Below are 18611 nucleotides of genomic sequence, written 5' to 3'. Positions count from 1 at the left end.
GAATGGATGAGTAATTCAAGATCGGCAATATTCATTCACAATTAACAGCCCATAAGTATAGAAACATTACATTTTCATCCTCATCATACCAGGATAAATACGCAGGTATACTTCCAATGCAGAAGGGTTCTTTCCATATAAACTATACAACTTTTTGTCTTCTTTGTAAAAAGTAAAATGCGTACCCAGCGCAACCCTTGTTTTATTCAGTTTGAGTAAATCATAATTCGCGCCAATTGTAAATGCGTTTACATTAAACAGGTCATGTCCATAAACATCATCATCAAGATTAAGCTCATGTGTTGATTTTTGCACAAACTCATATTTTCCATAAAGCGCCAGTTTGTTTAAACGATAAGACGCTTCAACAAGCGCAGCATGTTCGCCATCTTCATCTTTTTGTTTGTTCATGCCCCAAACGGCCGTAGCGGCTAATGAACTTTTCTTACTGAATTGCGCAGCATATTCTGCGGATGCAGTTGTTCTGTAAACATTTTCATCAGGATGCAACGCTTCAGGACTTTTTACATACGCCTGCGATACCTGGAATGCCCAGTTTTTTGAAGGATTGAAAGAAAGCCTGCCGCTCCAGGAATCAAATCTTGGTTTATCCAAATTATAACGGTTTTCACCGGGCTCCCGGCCGGTAAAAGAAGAACCTTCCAGTTTGAATTGTCCCAATCTTACGCCAATAGTTGCCACGCCAAAGGTTATGTGCGTTGCATCAATCCAGTGATGTGAAATGGGCGCATCAGGATTATCCATGGCAGAAGCGCGGTGCATAAAAGCCACAGGGCCTAAAGCCGGCTCGCCAGGATAGCCAATGTATGCAAACACATCTGCTTTATTGGAAAGTGCATAAGAATAAGCAACAGACAGTTCAGAAAAAAGATCATGCGGATGCTGGCGATCCACAAGTGGTACGCCATGTGCAGATTCGCCGCTTTGAAACAATAAAGGATAACCTTTCTGGCCGGTTACCAGTGCATCAAGCGAAAGCATAGTTCCAAAACGAAACAGGCCTCTTTCGCCAACCTGCCGTTGGCCCATAAACATAAGCCAGTTGGGCGCATCAAACATTTCGTCGCCACGTGTGCCTTTATCAGCCAGATCTTGTTTATTGTAACGGAGAAAGAGATTGTAATGCAGCATATACATCCAGTTTTTTGAATGATACATGTGGCCATACATTGGCGCTGCATCAGGGCTCCAGCCCGTGCCGGAACCGTTACGCGTCATGGGAAGGTTGAGTGAAAAAGAATGCGACATATTGCCCATGGGGGCATAATCAATCTTGCCGGCATTTTTTGTAGGGGAAGGCATTGAATCGCTTTTCATTTTATGCATATCATGATGTGTATGCATTGAACTATCGTTTTGCGCCTGTAAATAATTTATTGATATAAGAAGAACTGTAATTCCGGTTATAAAAGATTTCATGAAATGATTTTAAAATTAATAATAGTAACCTGGTAGTCTGTAGAGAAAGTAACAACATTTAAAATGCTGCAGAGAAACGACATGTGATTGAACAACACTATTATCAGATTCTGAAAACACAATTCAATAAAAATGGTGGATTGGTCTTTGGAGGTGGATTTTCAATGCGCTGAACAACTACATTCTTACTGAATAATGGTATATCAATAAAGGCAAATGAACGATCCTTTACATATTCAGCATGATTAAACAGCGTGAAATTAACGGCTGAAATAACCTGTTCTTTACTGATATTGAAAGAAGCATGGGCATCATTGCAGCATCCCTGCTGTTCCTGTTTATGCATGCCGCAGTTATCACAATTTTTTGAATCGTCTTTATCAATGTCCCATCCAATAAATTTTCCCATGCAATAATGAAAACTTACTGTGGCGCCGCTGGATGCAGTTGCATACACAATAAAAAGTAATATGGACAGGATTTTCTTCAACTGAAATTTTATATCAATATTTACGCCAGCAAAAATAAAAGCATTGCACCACTCATTGATATCATTAACAAATCTTCAATAATTGTTATAGTGCTCATGGGTAAATTAAATACAGCGCCAAGACAGGCACATTTTATTTTTCTTTTATTGAAAACGCTTTGCAAAACACCTGTAATACTTACGGTCATTACAATTAGTGTAACAGCATTGGTAAGTAAGGGATTAAATCCTGTAATAAACGCCACACCTAATGCAAGCTCAATAAAAGCATATAAATAGCCGTAACCCATCCATCTTTTCGCAATAATATCATAAGAAAAATAGCTTTCGGCGAAGCCTTTCAAATCAAGCATTTTAAAAAATGAGAAGACAAGAAAGAAAGCGCCCATGAAATTGTTCATCCAGTGCATGATATTAAAGCCTTTGTTAGCCTCAATCAGCAATGTTATGCCGGTGATGTACATAAAAATCAATAACACCGGCTTATAAGTTGCAAACCATGTTTTACCTTCATCTCCATGCTCCATTTGCATTTGAACAGGCACATCAGATTCCGTTAACTGGTATTTAGGATAATCTTTCAATGCATGCTGCAAGGCGCTTGTTTGTATATGATGATGCATAGTAATGTCTGCTTCATTTTTATCAAGATGAATATCTGCTTTCTCAACACCGTTAACAGCTTCTAAAAGCTTTTGCACTTTTGAAGCGCAGCCGTTACAGGTCATTCCGGTTATAGTATATGTGTGTGTCATACAGCAAAATTATTTCAGTACCCGGCCCTGCTGTTACACAATTGTGGATTGTATTTATATAATTCGGGTTATATTAAACGTTGTCGAGTGTTTTGCGGTGGTGTATGCCGCTTTGTTTAAAAACCGTCGGCGTTTGCCCGGTAACTTTTTTAAATTGTGCGGATAAGTGTGCCACACTGCTGTATCCGGTTTCATAAGCAATCTCGCTTAAGCTTTTTTCATCATATACCAGTAGTTCTTTTACTTTTTCAATTTTCTGATTGATGATGAATTGTTCAATGGTTATGCCTTCTGTTTCAGAAAATAATTTACTGAGATAGGAATAATCATGGTGTAATTTTTCTGCGATAAAAATGCTGTAATTTTTTTGTGGTTGCTGATCGTTGTAATGCACTGTATTGATGATGAGCGTTTTGATCTGTTCAATTATTTTTTGCCTTTTATCATCCAGTAGTTCAAAGCCTAACGCTTTTAAGTTCTTACTTAACTTGGATTTTTGATCTTTACTTAAACTGTCTTCTTTAATAAGCACTTCCCCCAGTTCTGTTTTTAATGGATGTAATCCGAGTTTTGTCAATTCGTTTTCAATTGCAATTTTACACCGCTGGCAAACCATATTTTTTATATAAAGATTCATTATTCAAAATTAGTAAATAGCAATTGCTACTTTAAGAACATGATGTGAGATTTATTATTGAAATATATAGCGGCAAAAATTTTGCTGATTTTAAAATTTATATTTACCTATAAAATTCAATTTATGAAAGCAAAATATTTCGCCGTCTTATCAATGTGCCTTGGCATAGTTTACAGTGCCTGCAGCAATCCTAAAGATGCTGCAACTTCATCATCAGACTCTTCGTCCACCGTTGCAGAAACTGCACCTGCAACACCCGCTTCCACAATTACAGATGGGAAATGGAAATTGATTGAATTAATGGGACAACCAATTGCCGACAGTGTAAATGGCAAAGAGCCTTTCATTATGTTTAAAAATGAAGACAGCAGCTATGCTGCCAACGGCGGCTGCAATGGCCTGGGCGGTAAATTTGAATTAAATGAACAGGCGCTGCGCATTACGTTTAAACAAGGTATGTCAACGATGATGGCTTGCCTCGACATGACGGTTGAAAACGGATTAAAGCAGGTATTTACAGATGCAGATAATTACACACTCAGTGGCGATAGCATTTTATCTCTTAATAAAGCACGCATGGCGCCGCTGGCACGTTTTAGGAAAGTAGAATAATCAAATATAAACCGGATTATACTTAATAAACCTGCTGGTTTATCAACAGGTTTATAGTTAATTCAACCCTGATTCTCCCAAATATCTTTCTGCATCCAATGCAGCCATGCAACCGCTGCCGGCTGCGGTTACTGCCTGGCGGTAAATTTTATCCTGCACATCGCCTGCAGCAAATACCCCTTTGATATTTGTTTTGGTTGAACCGGGAACAGTTTTAATATAACCGGCTTCATCCATGTCGATCCAGTTTTTAAAAATATTACTGTTAGGCTGGTGGCCAATTGCAACAAAGAATGCGCTTATTGGTATGGTTTGCTCTTCGCCGCTTTTATTGTTTTTTATCTTCACTCCTTCAACTTTTGTTTCGCCCAGCACTTCAACGGTTTCTGAATTCCAGTAAATTTTAATGTTAGGTGTATTCTTAGCACGCTCCTGCATCACCTTGCTGGCGCGCATGCCATTCTCATCTTTGCGTACGATCATGTGCACATTGGTGGCGAGCTTTGAGAGATATAACGCTTCTTCGCAGGCAGTATCGCCGGCGCCCACAATAGCCACTTCTTTATTGCGGAAAAAGAAACCATCGCAAACGGCGCATGCGCTTACGCCATAGCCATTTAAACGTTGTTCGCTTTCTATGTTAAGCCATTTGGCTGATGCGCCGGTAGCAATAATTACGGCATCTGCCTCTATTAACTTTTCTTCATCAATCCACACTTTATGAACGGGTCCGGTAAAATCCACTTTTGTAGCAAGGCCATAGCGGATATCGGCGCCCATGCGTTTTGCCTGTTTTTCAAAATCAATCATCATTTCCGGGCCCTGGATGCCATCTGCATAACCCGGATAGTTTTCCACTTCGGTTGTTATGGTTAATTGCCCGCCGGGCTGAATACCCTGGTATAAAACGGGTTTTATATTGGCGCGTGCTGCGTAAATAGCTGCTGTATATCCTGCCGGGCCTGAACCTATAATCAGGCAGTGAACCCTTTCTGTTTCGTTATTTGCCATACTGAATTTTAATTTGAACAATTGAATGATGCTGCCATGAAAAACTTAAGTAGAAGGGAGTGACACAACCGTGACGCTACAAAGTACAAAAGCCGGGAATCACAACAACAAAAATTATTTGCCTGCAAATAATTTAAGCGTGCAAAATTAATAAAGCTTGTGTTAATAATTACTTAGGGATGATAATAGAACGGTATTGTGTGGCATAACCGCAAAAAGCGCCAAGCGCATCGCCGCTGATATTGCCGATGATTTTAATGGGAGAGGAGAAGGGGTTGCCGGTGCTTTGATAAGCATATTCCCAGGTGCGCCAGAAATCGTAAGTGGCTTTATCTATGTCGCAGAATTTAAAAACAATGCTGTCGCCGCGGTGAAAGAAACCAAAATCATCATCGTTGAATTTAATGGAATCGCCCCTGCTGTAACTTTTTGGTATCTGGAAAGTGTAGGTGGTGCCATCGGTAACCTGGTCGTCAAAAGCGGAGGTATAGCCCGGATAAAATGGCTGATTATTGGTGCTTACGAAATAGCGTACGTAATCGCCAAAACCGGGTGGATCGGTAAACAGGCCATATAAAACACAACGGGTTGTGTCGGGATTTTCAGGTGCTTTTTTCCACCAGAGCGAATCGCAGGTTTTTCGCATGGGGGGAATGGTAGTGATGGCTGTATAAACGGAACTATCCGGCAGCACAATATTCAGGTTATAAGTAGTGTTAAGCTTACCAATAAGTACCTGTGCGGGATTGGCGGCATCAACTGTATAATAATAAAAAGTATAACCACTGGTATCAATATAATTTACTTCTTTTAGTGTTACAGTTTTGCTGCCATCGGTTATAGTTACATTGGCATTGTGCACGAATGAAGCCTGCAACTCTTCCGGTGAAATTGTATTGAAATAATTGAGCGAATAGGAAAGCACTATCGTTGGTGTACCGTTATCTTCAATTCGGCCATCAACAACGAGTTTGGTGGCTTGATCGTTTACTTTGAGACTGATAGTGCGTTCGCAGGATGCCAGCACAATGAACAGGCATACGTAATATAATTGTTTGAATTGCTGCATTGATTAAGGGCAAAGATATTGGGAAACTAATTGAAGCCTCTGAACATCTTCTTTTGCGCATCTTACCATATTTACTCTGTAGAGAATAATATCTTTTTAAAAGCCTCAGCAGCTTTATGCACCTGTACTGTCCAGTTGTCTGCTGCGGCGTCATCGGCGCCGTCTGAAATATATTTCAGGCAGATAAATGGGATATTTTCTTTCATGGCAATTAAGGCAAGCGGATAGGCTTCCATATCAATTACATTGTAATCGGCATTTGAGTGATTGATTTCGAAATCATCGCCGGAACCACAAATACCGTGAGGCAGGCCTTCTATTTCAATACCATAATTTAATAAAGGTGGAATGCCTGAAAGCGGCGTTTCATATTTGGCAAAGCCTAATGGACGAACATCCATATCGCGTTGAATAAATTTTGTGCAGCAGATTACTTCGCCGGTAGGGAAAACATTGCTGCCGGCAGAACCAAGATTTATAATAAGGGAAGATTTATTGGTTTGAATAAACTTTGTAAGTTCATAAGCTGCGTTTATTTTTCCAATACCACATATGAGTTTATTTACATGCCCAAATTCTTCTGCAGCTTCCGAAGCGAGTGCGAAAACGAACAGCGTTTTTGTATCTGTAAGCTGCAAATCCTTAAATGAAATTTTGCCGGGGGATATCATAGTTTATCTGGCTTCAGAGCCTATCCTTTTACGTCAAGCTTTATCTGTAATTCCTCCAACTGTTTATCATCGATAGTGGCAGGTGCATCGAGCATTACATCCCGGCCTGAATTATTTTTAGGGAAGGCAATAAAATCCCTGATGCTTTCACTGCCACCAAGAATGGCGCAAAGCCTGTCGAAACCAAACGCAATGCCGCCATGCGGAGGAGCGCCATATTCAAAAGCGCCTAATAAAAACCCGAATTTATGCAGTGCTTCTTCTTTGCTCATGCCAAGTGCTGCAAACATTTTCTCCTGCAGTTCACGCTGAAAAATCCTTATAGAGCCACCGCCAATTTCATTGCCGTTTAAAACAATATCGTAAGCATTGGCCTTGATGCCAGCGTAAGGATGTTCCAGGTATTTTGCAGCATCTTCTATTACCGGGTTATTATTGATCATCACTTCAATATCCTGCGGCTTGGGTGATGTAAACGGGTGATGCCTTGCCACCCAGCGGTTGCCTTCTTCATCGTATTCAAACAGGGGAAAATCAAGCACCCAAAGCAGCTTAAATTCATTGTCTTTGCGCAACCCCAGGCGTTTGGCCATTTCTAAACGCAGCTCGCTCATGGCTTTGCGGGTGCGTTCTTCATTGCCTGCCAGGATTAAAATTAGATCGCCGGGTTTTGCGCCTGTGGCATCGGCAATAGCCTTTAATCTTTCACCATTATAAAACTTATCTATGCTGCTTTTATAGCTGCCATCGGCATTGCCTGCCTGTTCGGCAGACAGGCATTTTATAAAAGCCAAGCCCTTCATGCCAATTTGTGGGCGTTTCACCCATTCGGTTAATTCGTCTGTTTGTTTGCGGGTATATTCACTGCAGCCCGGAACGGCAATGGCAACAACTGTTTCGGCGCTATCAAATACAACGAAGCTGGCATTATCGATTAAAGCACTGTTGGCAGTTTTATTTACATAAACAGATGAAGGTTTTTTAAGATTGTTGATCTTCATGTCAAACCTGATGTCCGGCTTATCATTGCCGTAATTCCACATGGCATCTTCCCATGTCATGCGTTCAACCACATCTGTATAATCAATTCCCTTTACATCTTTAAAAATGCGTTTTACCAGGCCTTCAAACATATTCAGGATATCTTCCTGTTCCACAAAGGCCATCTCGCAATCTATTTGCGTAAATTCAGGCTGGCGGTCTGCACGCAGATCTTCATCCCTGAAACATTTTACGACCTGATAATAACGATCGTAGCCGCTTACCATTAACAACTGTTTAAAAGTTTGCGGGCTTTGCGGCAATGCATAAAATTCGCCCGGGTTCATGCGGCTTGGCACCACAAAATCTCTTGCACCTTCTGGCGTTGATTTTATAAGGAAAGGCGTTTCAATATCGTAAAAACCATTCTCATGTAAATAATTTCTTGCGCTGCGGTTTACGGCATAACGTAATTCGAGGTTTTTCTTAACCGCATTGCGGCGCAAATCCAAATAGCGGTATTTCATTCTTAAATCATCACCGCCATCAGTGTCATCCTGTATGGTGAAAGGCGGCACTGCTGATTTATTGAGTATCTTAAATTCATCCACTGCAATTTCAATATCACCGGTAGGAATATTTTTATTTTTATTGCTGCGCTCAGAAACTTTTCCCTTTACCTGTAATACGAATTCGCGGCCAAGTGGGCTGGCTTCCAGCTGGTCATTTAAAGTTTCGCCAAATAGTAATTGTGTTATGCCATAACGGTCGCGTAAATCAACAAAAGTTATAGCGCCGAATTTGCGCATGGTTTGTACCCAGCCGGCCAGTGTAACAGTTTCGCCGGCATTTTCAATTCTCAATTCTCCGCATGTATGTGTACGATACATAAACGCCTGTCCGCTAAAGGAGGACTACTTTTTTTATGAATAATTTTTTTGCTTCCGGCTTTGGTATTTATAATATTTCCGGTTGATTGCTTATGCCAAAATCGGGCGGCAAATATACGCGGATTGAGGGAATGCTTTTGAGCTTCCTTTCCATAATACGTTGCAGTGTATCTTACTCTAACACTCTATTCTTAAAGTAAAACGTTAAAGCTATTTATAACTGTTAAGATGATTGCTCAATTTAATCATCTTGAATCCAAATCAACTGTCTGTATAAACTTTAAGCTGAATTGTTTTAAAAATATTTGAGGAAATTTACTTTTTTTAAAATAAATGTATAATTTTATATTTGTATTAGTAAAATTTTATACTATGGCAAAAAAGAAAACGGTAAAATATAAAGCCGGAAAATCAAGCAATAATGTAGAAGAGAACGCTGCTATATATGTGGTTAAAAAAAATGGCAATGGGACGAAAAGCTTTTCTTCTATTCTCTCTTTTAGTCATAAGCCAGAAAGTCAAATGACGAATTTTGAAAAAATGGCGGCTGTAGAAGATGGCATCAGTAAAGAAGAATTGCAAAAATTAAAGGAGAAAACAAGTATGGATTACGATAAGCTTGCCAAGGCATTGTCTGTTACACGAGCCACATTAATCAACAAAAAGAAACAAGAAAAATTCAATGCAGGCCTGAGTGAACGCATTTTTAGCCTTGCCGATTTATATTCTTACGGTTATGAGGTTTTTGAAGATGTGTCCCGGTTTAATACCTGGATGTTCAGGCCAAACCAGGCTTTGGGCGGTAAAACACCTTTTGAGCTTATAGGAAGCCCATTTGGAAGAGATGAAGTAAAAAATGTTATTGGCCGCATTGAATATGGCGTTTATTCTTAATTGCCTTTATGCTTGTATATAGAATATGCAAAACCAAATTTGCAAACGATTTATCTGGAGAAGGGGCGAGATTATTTGGTGGCCGGTGGAATAATAAATTAACGCCTTGTATTTATACATCAGAAAGCAGGGCTTTGGCTTTGCTTGAATATACCGTTAATATAAATATTGACGATGTGCCCAGAACGTTAAGCATAATCACACTTGAAATACCTGATGAAAATATCCTTGCTTTTGAAGAACATGAATTGCCCGGCGACTGGAAAGATATACCGGCTCCATCTTCAACAAAAAAATTTGGTACAGCACATTTGATTACAGCAAAAAGCCCGGTTATAAAAGTTCCTTCAACTGTTATTCATGATGAATTTAACTACATATTAAACCCGCGTCATGCTGACAGCAAGCTTTTCAAAATACTGGAAGTAAAAGATTTTGTGTATGACATTCGCATCAAACTCAACTGAGTTAACTTCTTATCAACATACATTTCACGATTCTTGTAATACATTTCTAAATTTCTTTTTATCATTAAACACAAAGCGCTCAACTTATATCTTCGTTTGATGATGCGATTCTTTTGTTGTGTACTGATTCTGTTTTTTCTTGATCTTTCACCGGTTTATTGCCAGCCCAAATATGAGTTTCGTGCCGTATGGATTGCATCTGTTGCCAATATTGACTGGCCAAGCAAAAAAGGGTTAACTACCGAACAGCAAAAGCAGGAATTCATTAATATCCTTAACGAGCAGCAAAAGAACGGCATGAATGCCGTGGTTGTACAAATACGGCCCGCTGCCGACGCATTGTATGCTTCCCAATATGAGCCATGGAGCGAATTTTTAACCGGCAGGCAGGGTGTTGCCCCCTCACCTTATTACGATCCCCTTACATTCATGATTGAAGAAACGCATAAACGCGGCATGGAATTTCATGCATGGCTAAACCCATATAGGGCGGCTATGAGCCCATCAACATTTATTGCCGCCAATCATATTACACGGCAGCATCCGGAATGGTTTGTATGGTACGGCGGCAGACGATATTTTAATCCCGGTATTCCGGAAGCCATGAAGTATGTAACCGATGTTGTTATTGATATTCTCAAGCGTTATGATATAGATGGCATACACATGGACGATTATTTTTATCCTTATAAAATTCCCGGCAAAGACTTCCCGGATACGCAGGCTTATCTTAAATATGCAAGAGGAAAAGGCATAAGCAAGGCCGACTGGCGGCGCAGTAATTGCGACAGTATTGTAAAAATGATTCATGATGCTGTGCTTATGTATAAGCCATTTGTAAAATTTGGTATAAGCCCCTTTGGTGTTTGGCGCAATAGCTCAGTTGATCCAAGAGGCAGCGATACGAAAGCCGGGCAAACCTGTTATGACGATTTATATGCCGATGTTTTACTATGGCTGAAAGAAGGGTGGATAGATTACGTTGCGCCACAGTTGTATTGGGAAATAGGCCACAGGCTTTGCGATTATGAAACGCTGCTTAACTGGTGGAGCGAGAACAGCTATGGAAAACAATTATACATCGGCCACGGTGTTTACAGGGCCATTGAAAGACCAACACCGGCATGGCGTAATCCCAATGAATTGCCTGATGAAATAAAAATGCTTCGCGATGACCCTGATGTAAATGGCAGTATTTTTTATAGCAGCAAGTTTTTAATGTATAACCCAAACGGGTGGCAAGACAGCCTTCGGTTTAACTATTACAGGCTACCTGCATTAATTGCACCTATGAACTGGATTGATACCATAGCGCCGCATCATCCGCATATATTAAAAATAGATTTGGGGGAAAATATAAGAAACCAGCGCTTAACCATTTCCGGCGATGGAATTAATAAAGAAGAAACGGAACCTATAAAAAATTTTGTGGTGTACCTCTCAAAAACAATTGCGGGAATAACTAATCATCCCGCAATAATAATACCGGCGGATGCTTCACTTAAATTTGAATTTGTTATTCAAACCACTGCTATACCTAAAGAATGGGATAATTGTTATATGGCCGTTACCAGCATTGATCGGGAGAATAATGAAAGCCCTCCGTCTAATATTGTCCTGCTTGAAAAAACATCTGACGGCTGGCAGGTTAAAAATTGATTTTATTTGCATAAACCAGAATAATTTTTGCGCATGAAAAAATTTGCTTTATTCCTATTTATTTCAACAATTGCTATGCATGCCTTATATGCACAACAAACCATTAATTTATATGATGGTGCTGTACCTAACAGCAAGCCTTATAACACTAAAGAATGGTGGGAGCCCCGGGAAAGTGGCGATACAATAGTTCATTTTACATCACAGCCAACGCTTACCATTTTTTTACCTGATAGGAAAATTGCAACCGGCACTGCTGTGGTTATTTGCCCGGGTGGTGGCTACTGGATAACATCTATTGTAAAAGAAGGTTTTGCTATAGCAAGAGAATTTAATAAAATGGGTGTGGCTGCCTTTGTTCTTAAATACCGCATGCCTGAAGACAGTGTTATGGTTAATAAAACCATCGGCCCCTTGCAGGATGCCCAGCGTGCCATTCAACTGGTACGCATGCATGCAAAAGAGTGGAATGTGGATGCAGGTAAAGTAGGTATTATGGGATTTTCTGCGGGCGGGCACCTGGCTTCAACTGCGGCTACGCATTTTACCCACAGCTATATTGAGAATGCAAATAATATAAACCTGCGGCCCGATTTTTCTATCTTTATTTATCCTGTTATCAGCTTTCAGGACAGTATTGCACATATTGGCTCAAGGGACAGGTTGATTGGTAAAAACCCGTCTAAATCATTACTTGATTCTTTCTCAAACGAATTGCAGGTAACCGCACAAACGCCGCCAACATTTTTGGTGCATGCAACGGATGATAAAACGGTGCCTGTGATGAACAGCATTGTATTTTATGAAGCTTTAATCCGAAATAAAATTTCTGCCGAAATGCATATTTATAAAGCGGGCGGCCATGGCTTTGGATTGCATAATTCCACAACTAATGAGTTATGGATGGAAAGCTGCAGAAACTGGCTGCAAAGCATGAAACTTTTACCGGGAAAATAAATTTCGGAAATGAAAAGAGGCGCTGGCGAGCGCCTCTTTTTGTAGGATGCTTTCAGCTCTTTATAAAGCAGGCTGTTGCCCAGCTTGCATAGTGTAAATATTGGAGACCCAACCTGTTACATCCATACCAGGCCTGCTAAAAATCATGTGCGTGAAGCCCATCTTACACTATTATCTGACCGGCTAATAAAAGCCACATAGGCGCCGCCACCAGGAAGCGCGATTGCTGCCGGGGACTTCTGCATGAAAGGCGGTTGATTGTCCTTTTTCATGCGGGGGAGTGATACCCCACCTGACCATACATCATGAGCGATGCTATAGGTTGCCCAGTTAACGGTCTTTTGATTATCTACGTTATGCGCGCCGTAAAAAATAGTAATATCGCCATTCGCTTCTACAATTGCTGCAACGGAACTGGTTGCTTTTGGCGTACCCACACTCTGCTCAATACCATTATTCGTAACACACTTTTTATTAGTCCATACACCCGAAGATGTGTTGTATATCTGCCAGTAGATATAGCTTGAATTGCTGTCGTCTTTACGGTAGAAGAGGTACAGGTTGCTACCGGATGCAGCCAATGTGGGAGTGCCCGGGCCTGATGGAAGATTGGGTACATTGATCGTACTAACATTGCCCATATCTGTAGAGATCAGCGTAATGCTCTTGGTTGCAGTATCCTGGAAAGCTATGTAGCAGGTATTGCCAATCCACACCGAGGATATGGCCGAGCCGGAAGAACGGGTTTGGTTGTTACTTACAACATACCTGGGTGAGCTCCAGTTTTTCAGATCAGTGCTGCTGATAAAGCCTACCTTATTACTGTTTGATGAGTCGGCGTATATCAGGTAATAAGTACCGTTATGCACCGTTAGGCTTGGGCCATGGGCAGTAAACACCGTATGACCATTGGATGATATGGCAACAGGATTGCTCCAGTTATTGTCATTATTGTTCTGGTCATAGCTGGCCATCATCAGCTCATTATTGCTGTTGCTGCCGCTGGCCGCTTTATTGAAAGCAATAAACAGGTGGTGCCCGTTCTGAAGCAGGGATGGTGTATTATTACTCACAATATCATTATCCATTTTATCATTTCCCGTCCAGCTGAAAGAACGCATCGGAGAGGCGCTTATCTCTTCGGAAAGCATCAGTGCGAGGGCGGCATTAGAAGGCATGCTTTCGTATTGCGCCCAGCTTGGAAAAGAATAATATTTCACATTGATTGGATCGGATGGGTTCGTTCTTTTAAAATCAAATACAGCGCATGCATGATAGAAGAATCCGTCATTATCTACCGGTGGCTGTACATTATTCCGGGCATAGGGAACGATTGGGTAATAACGGTCGTTGCTGCTCTCAGTTTGAGGTACTTCATAGCTGCTGCTGCCCAGCAGGCGGCCTTTTGCCAGCCCGAAAATGCCATCCTGGTAAATAGCAAAACTGTGCTCATGCCCCCAGTACCAGGCTGCTATTTTATTAAAATACCGGGAGAAATAACCGTGCAGGTAACGGTTAAAAAAAGGCTCCACATCACTGTCGATCATATTTTCAGAATCACGTGTAAATAACTGGTGGTGCGACATCATGATCGTCTGCCCGCTGAAATTATCGAGTTTATCCTCGTGCCAGGCCAACTCACCATCGCTGTCCCGGTCGCCAAACAGTTGTGGGGCAAAGGGGGACAGATGCGTTACATAAGGATTGTTGTCATCCTGTCCGGTATCCATAGCCAGGAACTGCCATTTACTATCAGCGGTACGCAGACAGAAATAGCTCCCGCCTTGTCGCTGATTGCTGCTGGCATTCATCTTATCGATCAGGTGATAGAATCCTTTACCCATCGAATAGTATTCGTGGTTGCCGGGAATGGTAAATACAGGCACCATCTGTTTTCCCAGTTCCTTCGCAACATCCCTGAAGATGTTGTAGAAATTATTATCGCATTCTTCTTTGGAGCCAGAGTAATAAATATCACCCAGGTGCACAAAAGCAGCAGGATTTTCTTCCTGGAGCCATATAGCTTTCAGCAATTGTTTGCAATCATCGTTGCTCGTGCCCCAGTCACCCAGCATAATTACTTTGGCATCATTGGGTAAAGTCCAGGCGATTTTAGAAAAGTTCTTTCCTGCTCCCTGATCGTGCCATTTACGATATTCAATGATGTCTTGTATCTTCTCGTCAGAGCTTTGAAGAAACCATTGACTAGCAAGTGCTGCTGCGCCTCCCGGGCTAACACTAAAAAGAAACTCAGCTACCTCTTGATAGGCAGGTGCATGTTCAATCTGCTGCATGGTCATGTATTCCCACCACGTACCAGCCAGCACCCACCATTCAAGATCGTCATCGCTATAGTCGCGGGCGGCAAGTTTATTTTCCTCTATATCATCTGTCTTTGCAAGGGTTGTGGCATTATTTGTAGCAATACTGGTAGTTTGCGCCAACGCGTAAAAGGCCTTTGATTTTTCGACAAGCAGGGCGGCATCCGGCTGTAGCCCGGCCAGCTTTTTTCCCTGAGTTTCCTCTACATGCGCATAAATAGCCTGCATAAAAGGCAGCTGCCGTACCTTAGCAGTGCTCATATCCTTGTGGATAAATCGTTGCAGTGACTCTCCAAAGGTTTCCCATAAGGAAAGTCCTCGGTCACGTGTAGTGATGATCGGTGGTTGTTTCATGTTTTTGGAATTTTGGAATTTTGAAATTATGAGTATAGTGAATTAAAAAAGGCAGGAAAAAGCAGATTAGTTTGTACAAAAAAGCCGGATTTACGTCCGGCCGGGAGATAGGCTCTAACCCTTTACCGTCTTCGCCCACCATGTTTGGCTTCAGATATAGCAGATTAGTGTCTGAAGCTAATATCAGACCGGATAGTGAATGGTTTATTAATGTATTGAAATTTGTGATAATTAGGATACGACTAATGTTATAGCTGGAGAAAAAAGGAAGATGATTTCTAATTTCAAGCCTGGCATTATTTAAAACTTCATGGTTGCCAATAAAAATTAGCATACCTCCTGCATTGCTCACGTCAACAATTTTCTTTTGAAGTATTTTTTCCTTCATAGAATTTTTGTTATGAACAATGTTAATGAAATTATTTAAACTCCCCAACTCTGTTGAAACACTACAAAGTTTTGTAAATCAATTATTAATCATTGATATTATTGTTTAAAGCCTGGTGCAAGCCCATTCGTATCGTATACAGTACATAAAATAAAAAAGCCAGAATGCTTACAGGATAAGTATTCTGGCCTTGTAGCGGGATCGGGAATTGAACCCGAGACCTCCGGGTTATGAATCCGACGCTCTAACCACCTGAGCTATCCCGCCTTATTTAGGGAGCGCAAAAGTAGTCTTTATCAATTAAAATAAAAAGCGGGGTACTAAAAAACTGTTTCAGGGCGTTTTAAGTATTACTTTTTTTTAAGTATATGTTCCAATATATATTGATTTGCAGGATTTTTGCAATAAATCTGAAACTAGTAAAAACCAATCTTATTAAAATTAACTATCGTAATTCCATTTTTATTTTATTGTTGGGCATTTTTCTGGTGTTGAGTGTTGAGGGAAAGACGCAGTTAACCGCAGCATTTTCAGCTTCCGTTACCAGCGGCTGCTCCGATCTTACAGTGAGTTTTACCGATCTGAGTACCGGTTCGGCAACAAGCTGGTTTTGGGATTTTGGCAACGGCCAAACTTCTGCTGAAAGAAATCCAACAATGACCTATACAACCGGCGGTAATTTTACCGTAAGGCTTATTGTAAGAAATGACCTGGAGGAAGATTATGAAGAAAAAACGGGGTATATTAAAGTGTTTCGAACTCCCAAACCTGAATTTACCACGGGCGTTACCACGGGCTGCTCGCCGTTAAATGTCCAGTTTACTGATAATACCAGCCTTACGGGAGTAACGCTTAAAAACCGCACCTGGGATTTTGGCGATGGAATCACTTCTTCCCAGCAAAATCCCACGCACACTTTTACGGGTACAAAGATATTTGGCGTTTCCCTTACTATTGAAACAACGGACGGCTGTGTAGGCCAGTTTAAAGAAGAAGGTCTGATACATGTAGGAACTCAACCAACCGCTAATTTCACTGCTACTCCGCGGGATGGCTGTGCCTCTGAACTAAGACAGTTTACCAATAAATCTTCGGCTAATGTTAAATCGTGGTCATGGAGCTTTGGTGATAAAACAACAAGTGACGAGCCTTCACCTTTACAGCATTACCAGGATTCAGGCTGGTTTGATGTGCGGTTGATTGTCAGCAATAATGGATGCAGGGACACGATGTTTAAAAATAATTACATTCATGTAAAGGCTCCCGGTGGAAGGATATTCGCAACCCCTGATTGTCAGAATCCCTATACATTTAATTTTTCGGCAACCTTATCGCCAAACACCACTTACCAATGGTCATTCGGGGATGGCGAAAGTGATACCTTAAGATCAGTTCCACATACATATGATTCAGTGGGCGCCTATAATGTAGGGCTTAGAGTTGATGACGGCATTTGTTATGATACCACAAGCCGTACGGTTTTTGTTTCAGAGATCAAACCTGTTGCCGATGTGTTGTCTGCAGCGCCTTACTGCTATGGTAATCCTGTTCAATTAGGTTTTACACAATACGATCCTGATGTTGCAAAAGATTTCAGGTGGTATTTTGGTGACGGCGATTCCACAGGATATAATCCAACCCGAGATACAATAAATCACGTTTATGATACAGCAGGTAATTTTAATCCTGTTGCCATTTTCCGCAATATTTATAATTGCACCGATACAATTAGTTTAAGCCCCATAACAATTGTAGGCGCTACGCCAAAATTTTCCTTCCCGGATACCGCGTGTACCCTCACCGAAGTAGATTTTTCGGATGAATCAACGCCATCAGGATCACCAATACAGCAATGGATTTGGAGTTATGGTGATGGCAGGACAGATTCAGTTCAGGGGCCCGCTCTAAACTATTATGATTTTCCCGGCCTTTACAATGTTAAGCTTACTGTTACCGATAGCGATGGCTGCGTAAATTCGACAACACAGCAAATACAATTGCTTACCACGCCCACAGTTATTGCAGGAAACGATACATTATTATGTTTAGGTAAAAGCGCTGTTTTAACAGCCTCAGGCGCTTCAACTTATACCTGGAATACGGATCAGGCAGTTATCTGCAACCCCTGTACTGTACCACCAACAGTAACACCCAATGCAACGACCAATTATTATGTGAGAGGCTCAACGCCGGAAGGTTGTTTCGCTACAGATACCGTTGTTGTAACCGTTCAGCCTAAAGAACGCGTAAGCATACAACCCGGTGATACGGCTGTTTGCGCTGGGTCATCTCTGCAACTGATTGCAGGTGGTGCAAGCTCCGGCAGTTATTCATGGTTTCCTTCTACCGGGCTAAGCGATGCTGCCATTGTCAATCCCATTGCCACACCCCCCGGGAATATATCCTATTCAGTTTCGGGCAGCGACAGCAATCGCTGCTTTACCGATACGGCTATCATCAATATTACGGTTAATCCTGCACCTACTGTAGATATTACCGATAGCCAGGTGGCTTTGCCGGTGGGTTCTACCTATACGCTGCAATCAACCTCAAGTGCTGATGTTATCAATTGGCAATGGTCGCCGCAAACCGGCCTTTCCTGTTTCAATTGCCCAAGCCCGGTTGTTACACTCGGAAGCCCGTTAACCTATACTTTAACGGTGCGTAATAATTTCGGATGCATCAGTACGGATTCTGTTCAGATGATCCCGGCGTGTATTGATAATTTTGTTCTTATACCAAACAGCTTTACGCCGAACAACGATCGGTTAAACGATTATTTCTACCCCAACTCAAAAGTGCCGATAACCGTAAAATCCATGATGATTTTTAACCGCTGGGGACAGAAGGTTTTTGAAAGGGTAAATTTCACTACCAATGAAGCTGCTTATGGCTGGGATGGAAAGTTTAAAGGCCTTATTCAAAACCTGGGCACATACGTATATGTAATGCAACTGATATGCGTAGATGGCAGCATTATTAATGCAAAAGGAACCATAAACCTCCTGCGCTGAT

At 41.3% G+C, this 18611-nt stretch carries 16 protein-coding genes and 1 tRNA gene; 6 read left to right on the top strand and 11 right to left on the bottom strand.

All coding sequences use genetic code 11. From position 1 onward, the window contains the following. Positions 1–66 precede the first annotated feature (66 nt). From ACTHN6_RS17750 to ACTHN6_RS17735, 4 genes are all read right to left on the bottom strand, one after another. A complete protein-coding gene (locus ACTHN6_RS17750) occupies positions 67–1440 on the bottom strand; it encodes a hypothetical protein (RefSeq protein WP_440437121.1) in 1374 nt (457 codons plus the stop codon). 103 nt (positions 1441–1543) lie between these two features. After that, complete coding sequence (locus ACTHN6_RS17745) at positions 1544–1930, bottom strand: HYC_CC_PP family protein (RefSeq protein ID WP_440437120.1); 387 nt, start codon at positions 1928–1930, stop codon at positions 1544–1546. A 20-nt stretch (positions 1931–1950) separates the two neighbouring features. Continuing rightward, positions 1951–2685, bottom strand: a complete 735-nt coding sequence (locus ACTHN6_RS17740; RefSeq protein ID WP_440437119.1) for a heavy-metal-associated domain-containing protein — start codon at positions 2683–2685, stop codon at positions 1951–1953. Between the two features lie 73 nt (positions 2686–2758). Beyond that, positions 2759–3322 (bottom strand): helix-turn-helix domain-containing protein, encoded by a 564-nt coding sequence (locus tag ACTHN6_RS17735; RefSeq protein WP_440437118.1) that lies wholly within the window; start codon positions 3320–3322, stop codon positions 2759–2761. A 123-nt stretch (positions 3323–3445) separates the two neighbouring features. Between ACTHN6_RS17735 and ACTHN6_RS17730 the strand changes: the two genes are divergently transcribed. Continuing rightward, a complete protein-coding gene (locus tag ACTHN6_RS17730; RefSeq protein WP_440437117.1) occupies positions 3446–3934 on the top strand; it encodes an META domain-containing protein in 489 nt (162 codons plus the stop codon). Between the two features lie 57 nt (positions 3935–3991). Here the strand turns inward: ACTHN6_RS17730 and trxB are convergent, their stop codons facing one another. The 4 genes from trxB to aspS form a co-directional block, all read right to left on the bottom strand. Beyond that, a complete protein-coding gene (gene trxB, locus ACTHN6_RS17725) occupies positions 3992–4945 on the bottom strand; it encodes a thioredoxin-disulfide reductase (protein ID WP_440437116.1) in 954 nt (317 codons plus the stop codon). Positions 4946–5114: 169 nt separating this feature from the next. After that, positions 5115–6014, bottom strand: coding sequence for a DUF4249 domain-containing protein (locus ACTHN6_RS17720; RefSeq protein WP_440437115.1), 900 nt, complete (start codon positions 6012–6014; stop codon positions 5115–5117). A 71-nt stretch (positions 6015–6085) separates the two neighbouring features. Then, positions 6086–6685, bottom strand: coding sequence for a 5'-methylthioadenosine/S-adenosylhomocysteine nucleosidase family protein (locus ACTHN6_RS17715; protein WP_440437114.1), 600 nt, complete (start codon positions 6683–6685; stop codon positions 6086–6088). A 20-nt stretch (positions 6686–6705) separates the two neighbouring features. Continuing rightward, positions 6706–8556 (bottom strand): aspartate--tRNA ligase, encoded by a 1851-nt coding sequence (gene aspS, locus ACTHN6_RS17710; RefSeq protein ID WP_440437113.1) that lies wholly within the window; start codon positions 8554–8556, stop codon positions 6706–6708. Between the two features lie 372 nt (positions 8557–8928). Here aspS and parS point away from each other — a divergent pair, with 372 nt between their 5' ends. The 4 genes from parS to ACTHN6_RS17690 all read left to right on the top strand — a co-directional run bounded on the left by parS (position 8929) and on the right by ACTHN6_RS17690 (position 12533). Then, on the top strand, positions 8929–9450 hold the full coding sequence (gene parS, locus ACTHN6_RS17705; protein ID WP_440437112.1) for a type II RES/Xre toxin-antitoxin system antitoxin: 522 nt from the start codon (positions 8929–8931) through the stop codon (positions 9448–9450). Between the two features lie 8 nt (positions 9451–9458). Next, the gene (locus ACTHN6_RS17700; RefSeq protein ID WP_440437111.1) at positions 9459–9917 is read left to right on the top strand and encodes an RES family NAD+ phosphorylase; all 459 of its coding nucleotides are present in this window, start codon (positions 9459–9461) and stop codon (positions 9915–9917) included. Positions 9918–10016: 99 nt separating this feature from the next. Further along, a complete protein-coding gene (locus tag ACTHN6_RS17695; protein ID WP_440437110.1) occupies positions 10017–11576 on the top strand; it encodes a glycoside hydrolase family 10 protein in 1560 nt (519 codons plus the stop codon). Positions 11577–11609: 33 nt separating this feature from the next. Further along, positions 11610–12533: an alpha/beta hydrolase gene (locus ACTHN6_RS17690; protein WP_440437109.1), complete on the top strand. Its 924-nt coding sequence runs from the start codon at positions 11610–11612 to the stop codon at positions 12531–12533. Positions 12534–12676: 143 nt separating this feature from the next. On the opposite strand, the gene ACTHN6_RS17685 is transcribed toward ACTHN6_RS17690, so the two are convergent. From ACTHN6_RS17685 to ACTHN6_RS17675, 3 genes are all read right to left on the bottom strand, one after another. Continuing rightward, positions 12677–15208 carry a metallophosphoesterase gene (locus tag ACTHN6_RS17685; protein WP_440437108.1) on the bottom strand — a complete coding sequence of 844 codons (2532 nt, stop codon included), beginning with the start codon at positions 15206–15208 and terminating at the stop codon, positions 12677–12679. Further along, positions 15177–15596, bottom strand: a complete 420-nt coding sequence (locus ACTHN6_RS17680) for a hypothetical protein (RefSeq protein ID WP_440437107.1) — start codon at positions 15594–15596, stop codon at positions 15177–15179. The genes ACTHN6_RS17685 and ACTHN6_RS17680 overlap by 32 nt, the downstream gene beginning before the upstream one ends. A 193-nt stretch (positions 15597–15789) precedes the next feature. After that, positions 15790–15863 (bottom strand) — tRNA-Met (locus ACTHN6_RS17675). Between the two features lie 206 nt (positions 15864–16069). Here ACTHN6_RS17675 and ACTHN6_RS17670 point away from each other — a divergent pair. Then, positions 16070–18610, top strand: a complete 2541-nt coding sequence (locus ACTHN6_RS17670; protein ID WP_440437106.1) for a PKD domain-containing protein — start codon at positions 16070–16072, stop codon at positions 18608–18610. Position 18611 lies beyond the last annotated feature (1 nt).

The organism is Parafilimonas sp., assembly GCF_051953455.1.
Classification (GTDB): Bacteria; Bacteroidota; Bacteroidia; order Chitinophagales; family Chitinophagaceae; genus Parafilimonas.
This window is presented reverse-complemented; position numbering and strand designations above follow the sequence as displayed.

Excerpts from the sequence above, each read along its gene's own strand:
- ACTHN6_RS17750 (WP_440437121.1), bottom strand. The coding sequence starts at position 1,440 with ATGAAATCTTTTATAACCGGAATTACAGTTCTTCTTATATCAATAAAT.
- ACTHN6_RS17740 (WP_440437119.1), bottom strand. The coding sequence starts at position 2,685 with ATGACACACACATATACTATAACCGGAATGACCTGTAACGGCTGCGCT.
- ACTHN6_RS17735 (WP_440437118.1), bottom strand. The coding sequence starts at position 3,322 with ATGAATCTTTATATAAAAAATATGGTTTGCCAGCGGTGTAAAATTGCA.
- ACTHN6_RS17730 (WP_440437117.1), top strand. The coding sequence starts at position 3,446 with ATGAAAGCAAAATATTTCGCCGTCTTATCAATGTGCCTTGGCATAGTT.
- trxB (WP_440437116.1), bottom strand. The coding sequence starts at position 4,945 with ATGGCAAATAACGAAACAGAAAGGGTTCACTGCCTGATTATAGGTTCA.
- ACTHN6_RS17720 (WP_440437115.1), bottom strand. The coding sequence starts at position 6,014 with ATGCAGCAATTCAAACAATTATATTACGTATGCCTGTTCATTGTGCTG.
- ACTHN6_RS17715 (WP_440437114.1), bottom strand. The coding sequence starts at position 6,685 with ATGATATCCCCCGGCAAAATTTCATTTAAGGATTTGCAGCTTACAGAT.
- aspS (WP_440437113.1), bottom strand. The coding sequence starts at position 8,556 with ATGTATCGTACACATACATGCGGAGAATTGAGAATTGAAAATGCCGGC.
- parS (WP_440437112.1), top strand. The coding sequence starts at position 8,929 with ATGGCAAAAAAGAAAACGGTAAAATATAAAGCCGGAAAATCAAGCAAT.
- ACTHN6_RS17700 (WP_440437111.1), top strand. The coding sequence starts at position 9,459 with ATGCTTGTATATAGAATATGCAAAACCAAATTTGCAAACGATTTATCT.
- ACTHN6_RS17695 (WP_440437110.1), top strand. The coding sequence starts at position 10,017 with ATGATGCGATTCTTTTGTTGTGTACTGATTCTGTTTTTTCTTGATCTT.
- ACTHN6_RS17690 (WP_440437109.1), top strand. The coding sequence starts at position 11,610 with ATGAAAAAATTTGCTTTATTCCTATTTATTTCAACAATTGCTATGCAT.
- ACTHN6_RS17685 (WP_440437108.1), bottom strand. The coding sequence starts at position 15,208 with ATGAAACAACCACCGATCATCACTACACGTGACCGAGGACTTTCCTTA.
- ACTHN6_RS17680 (WP_440437107.1), bottom strand. The coding sequence starts at position 15,596 with ATGAAGGAAAAAATACTTCAAAAGAAAATTGTTGACGTGAGCAATGCA.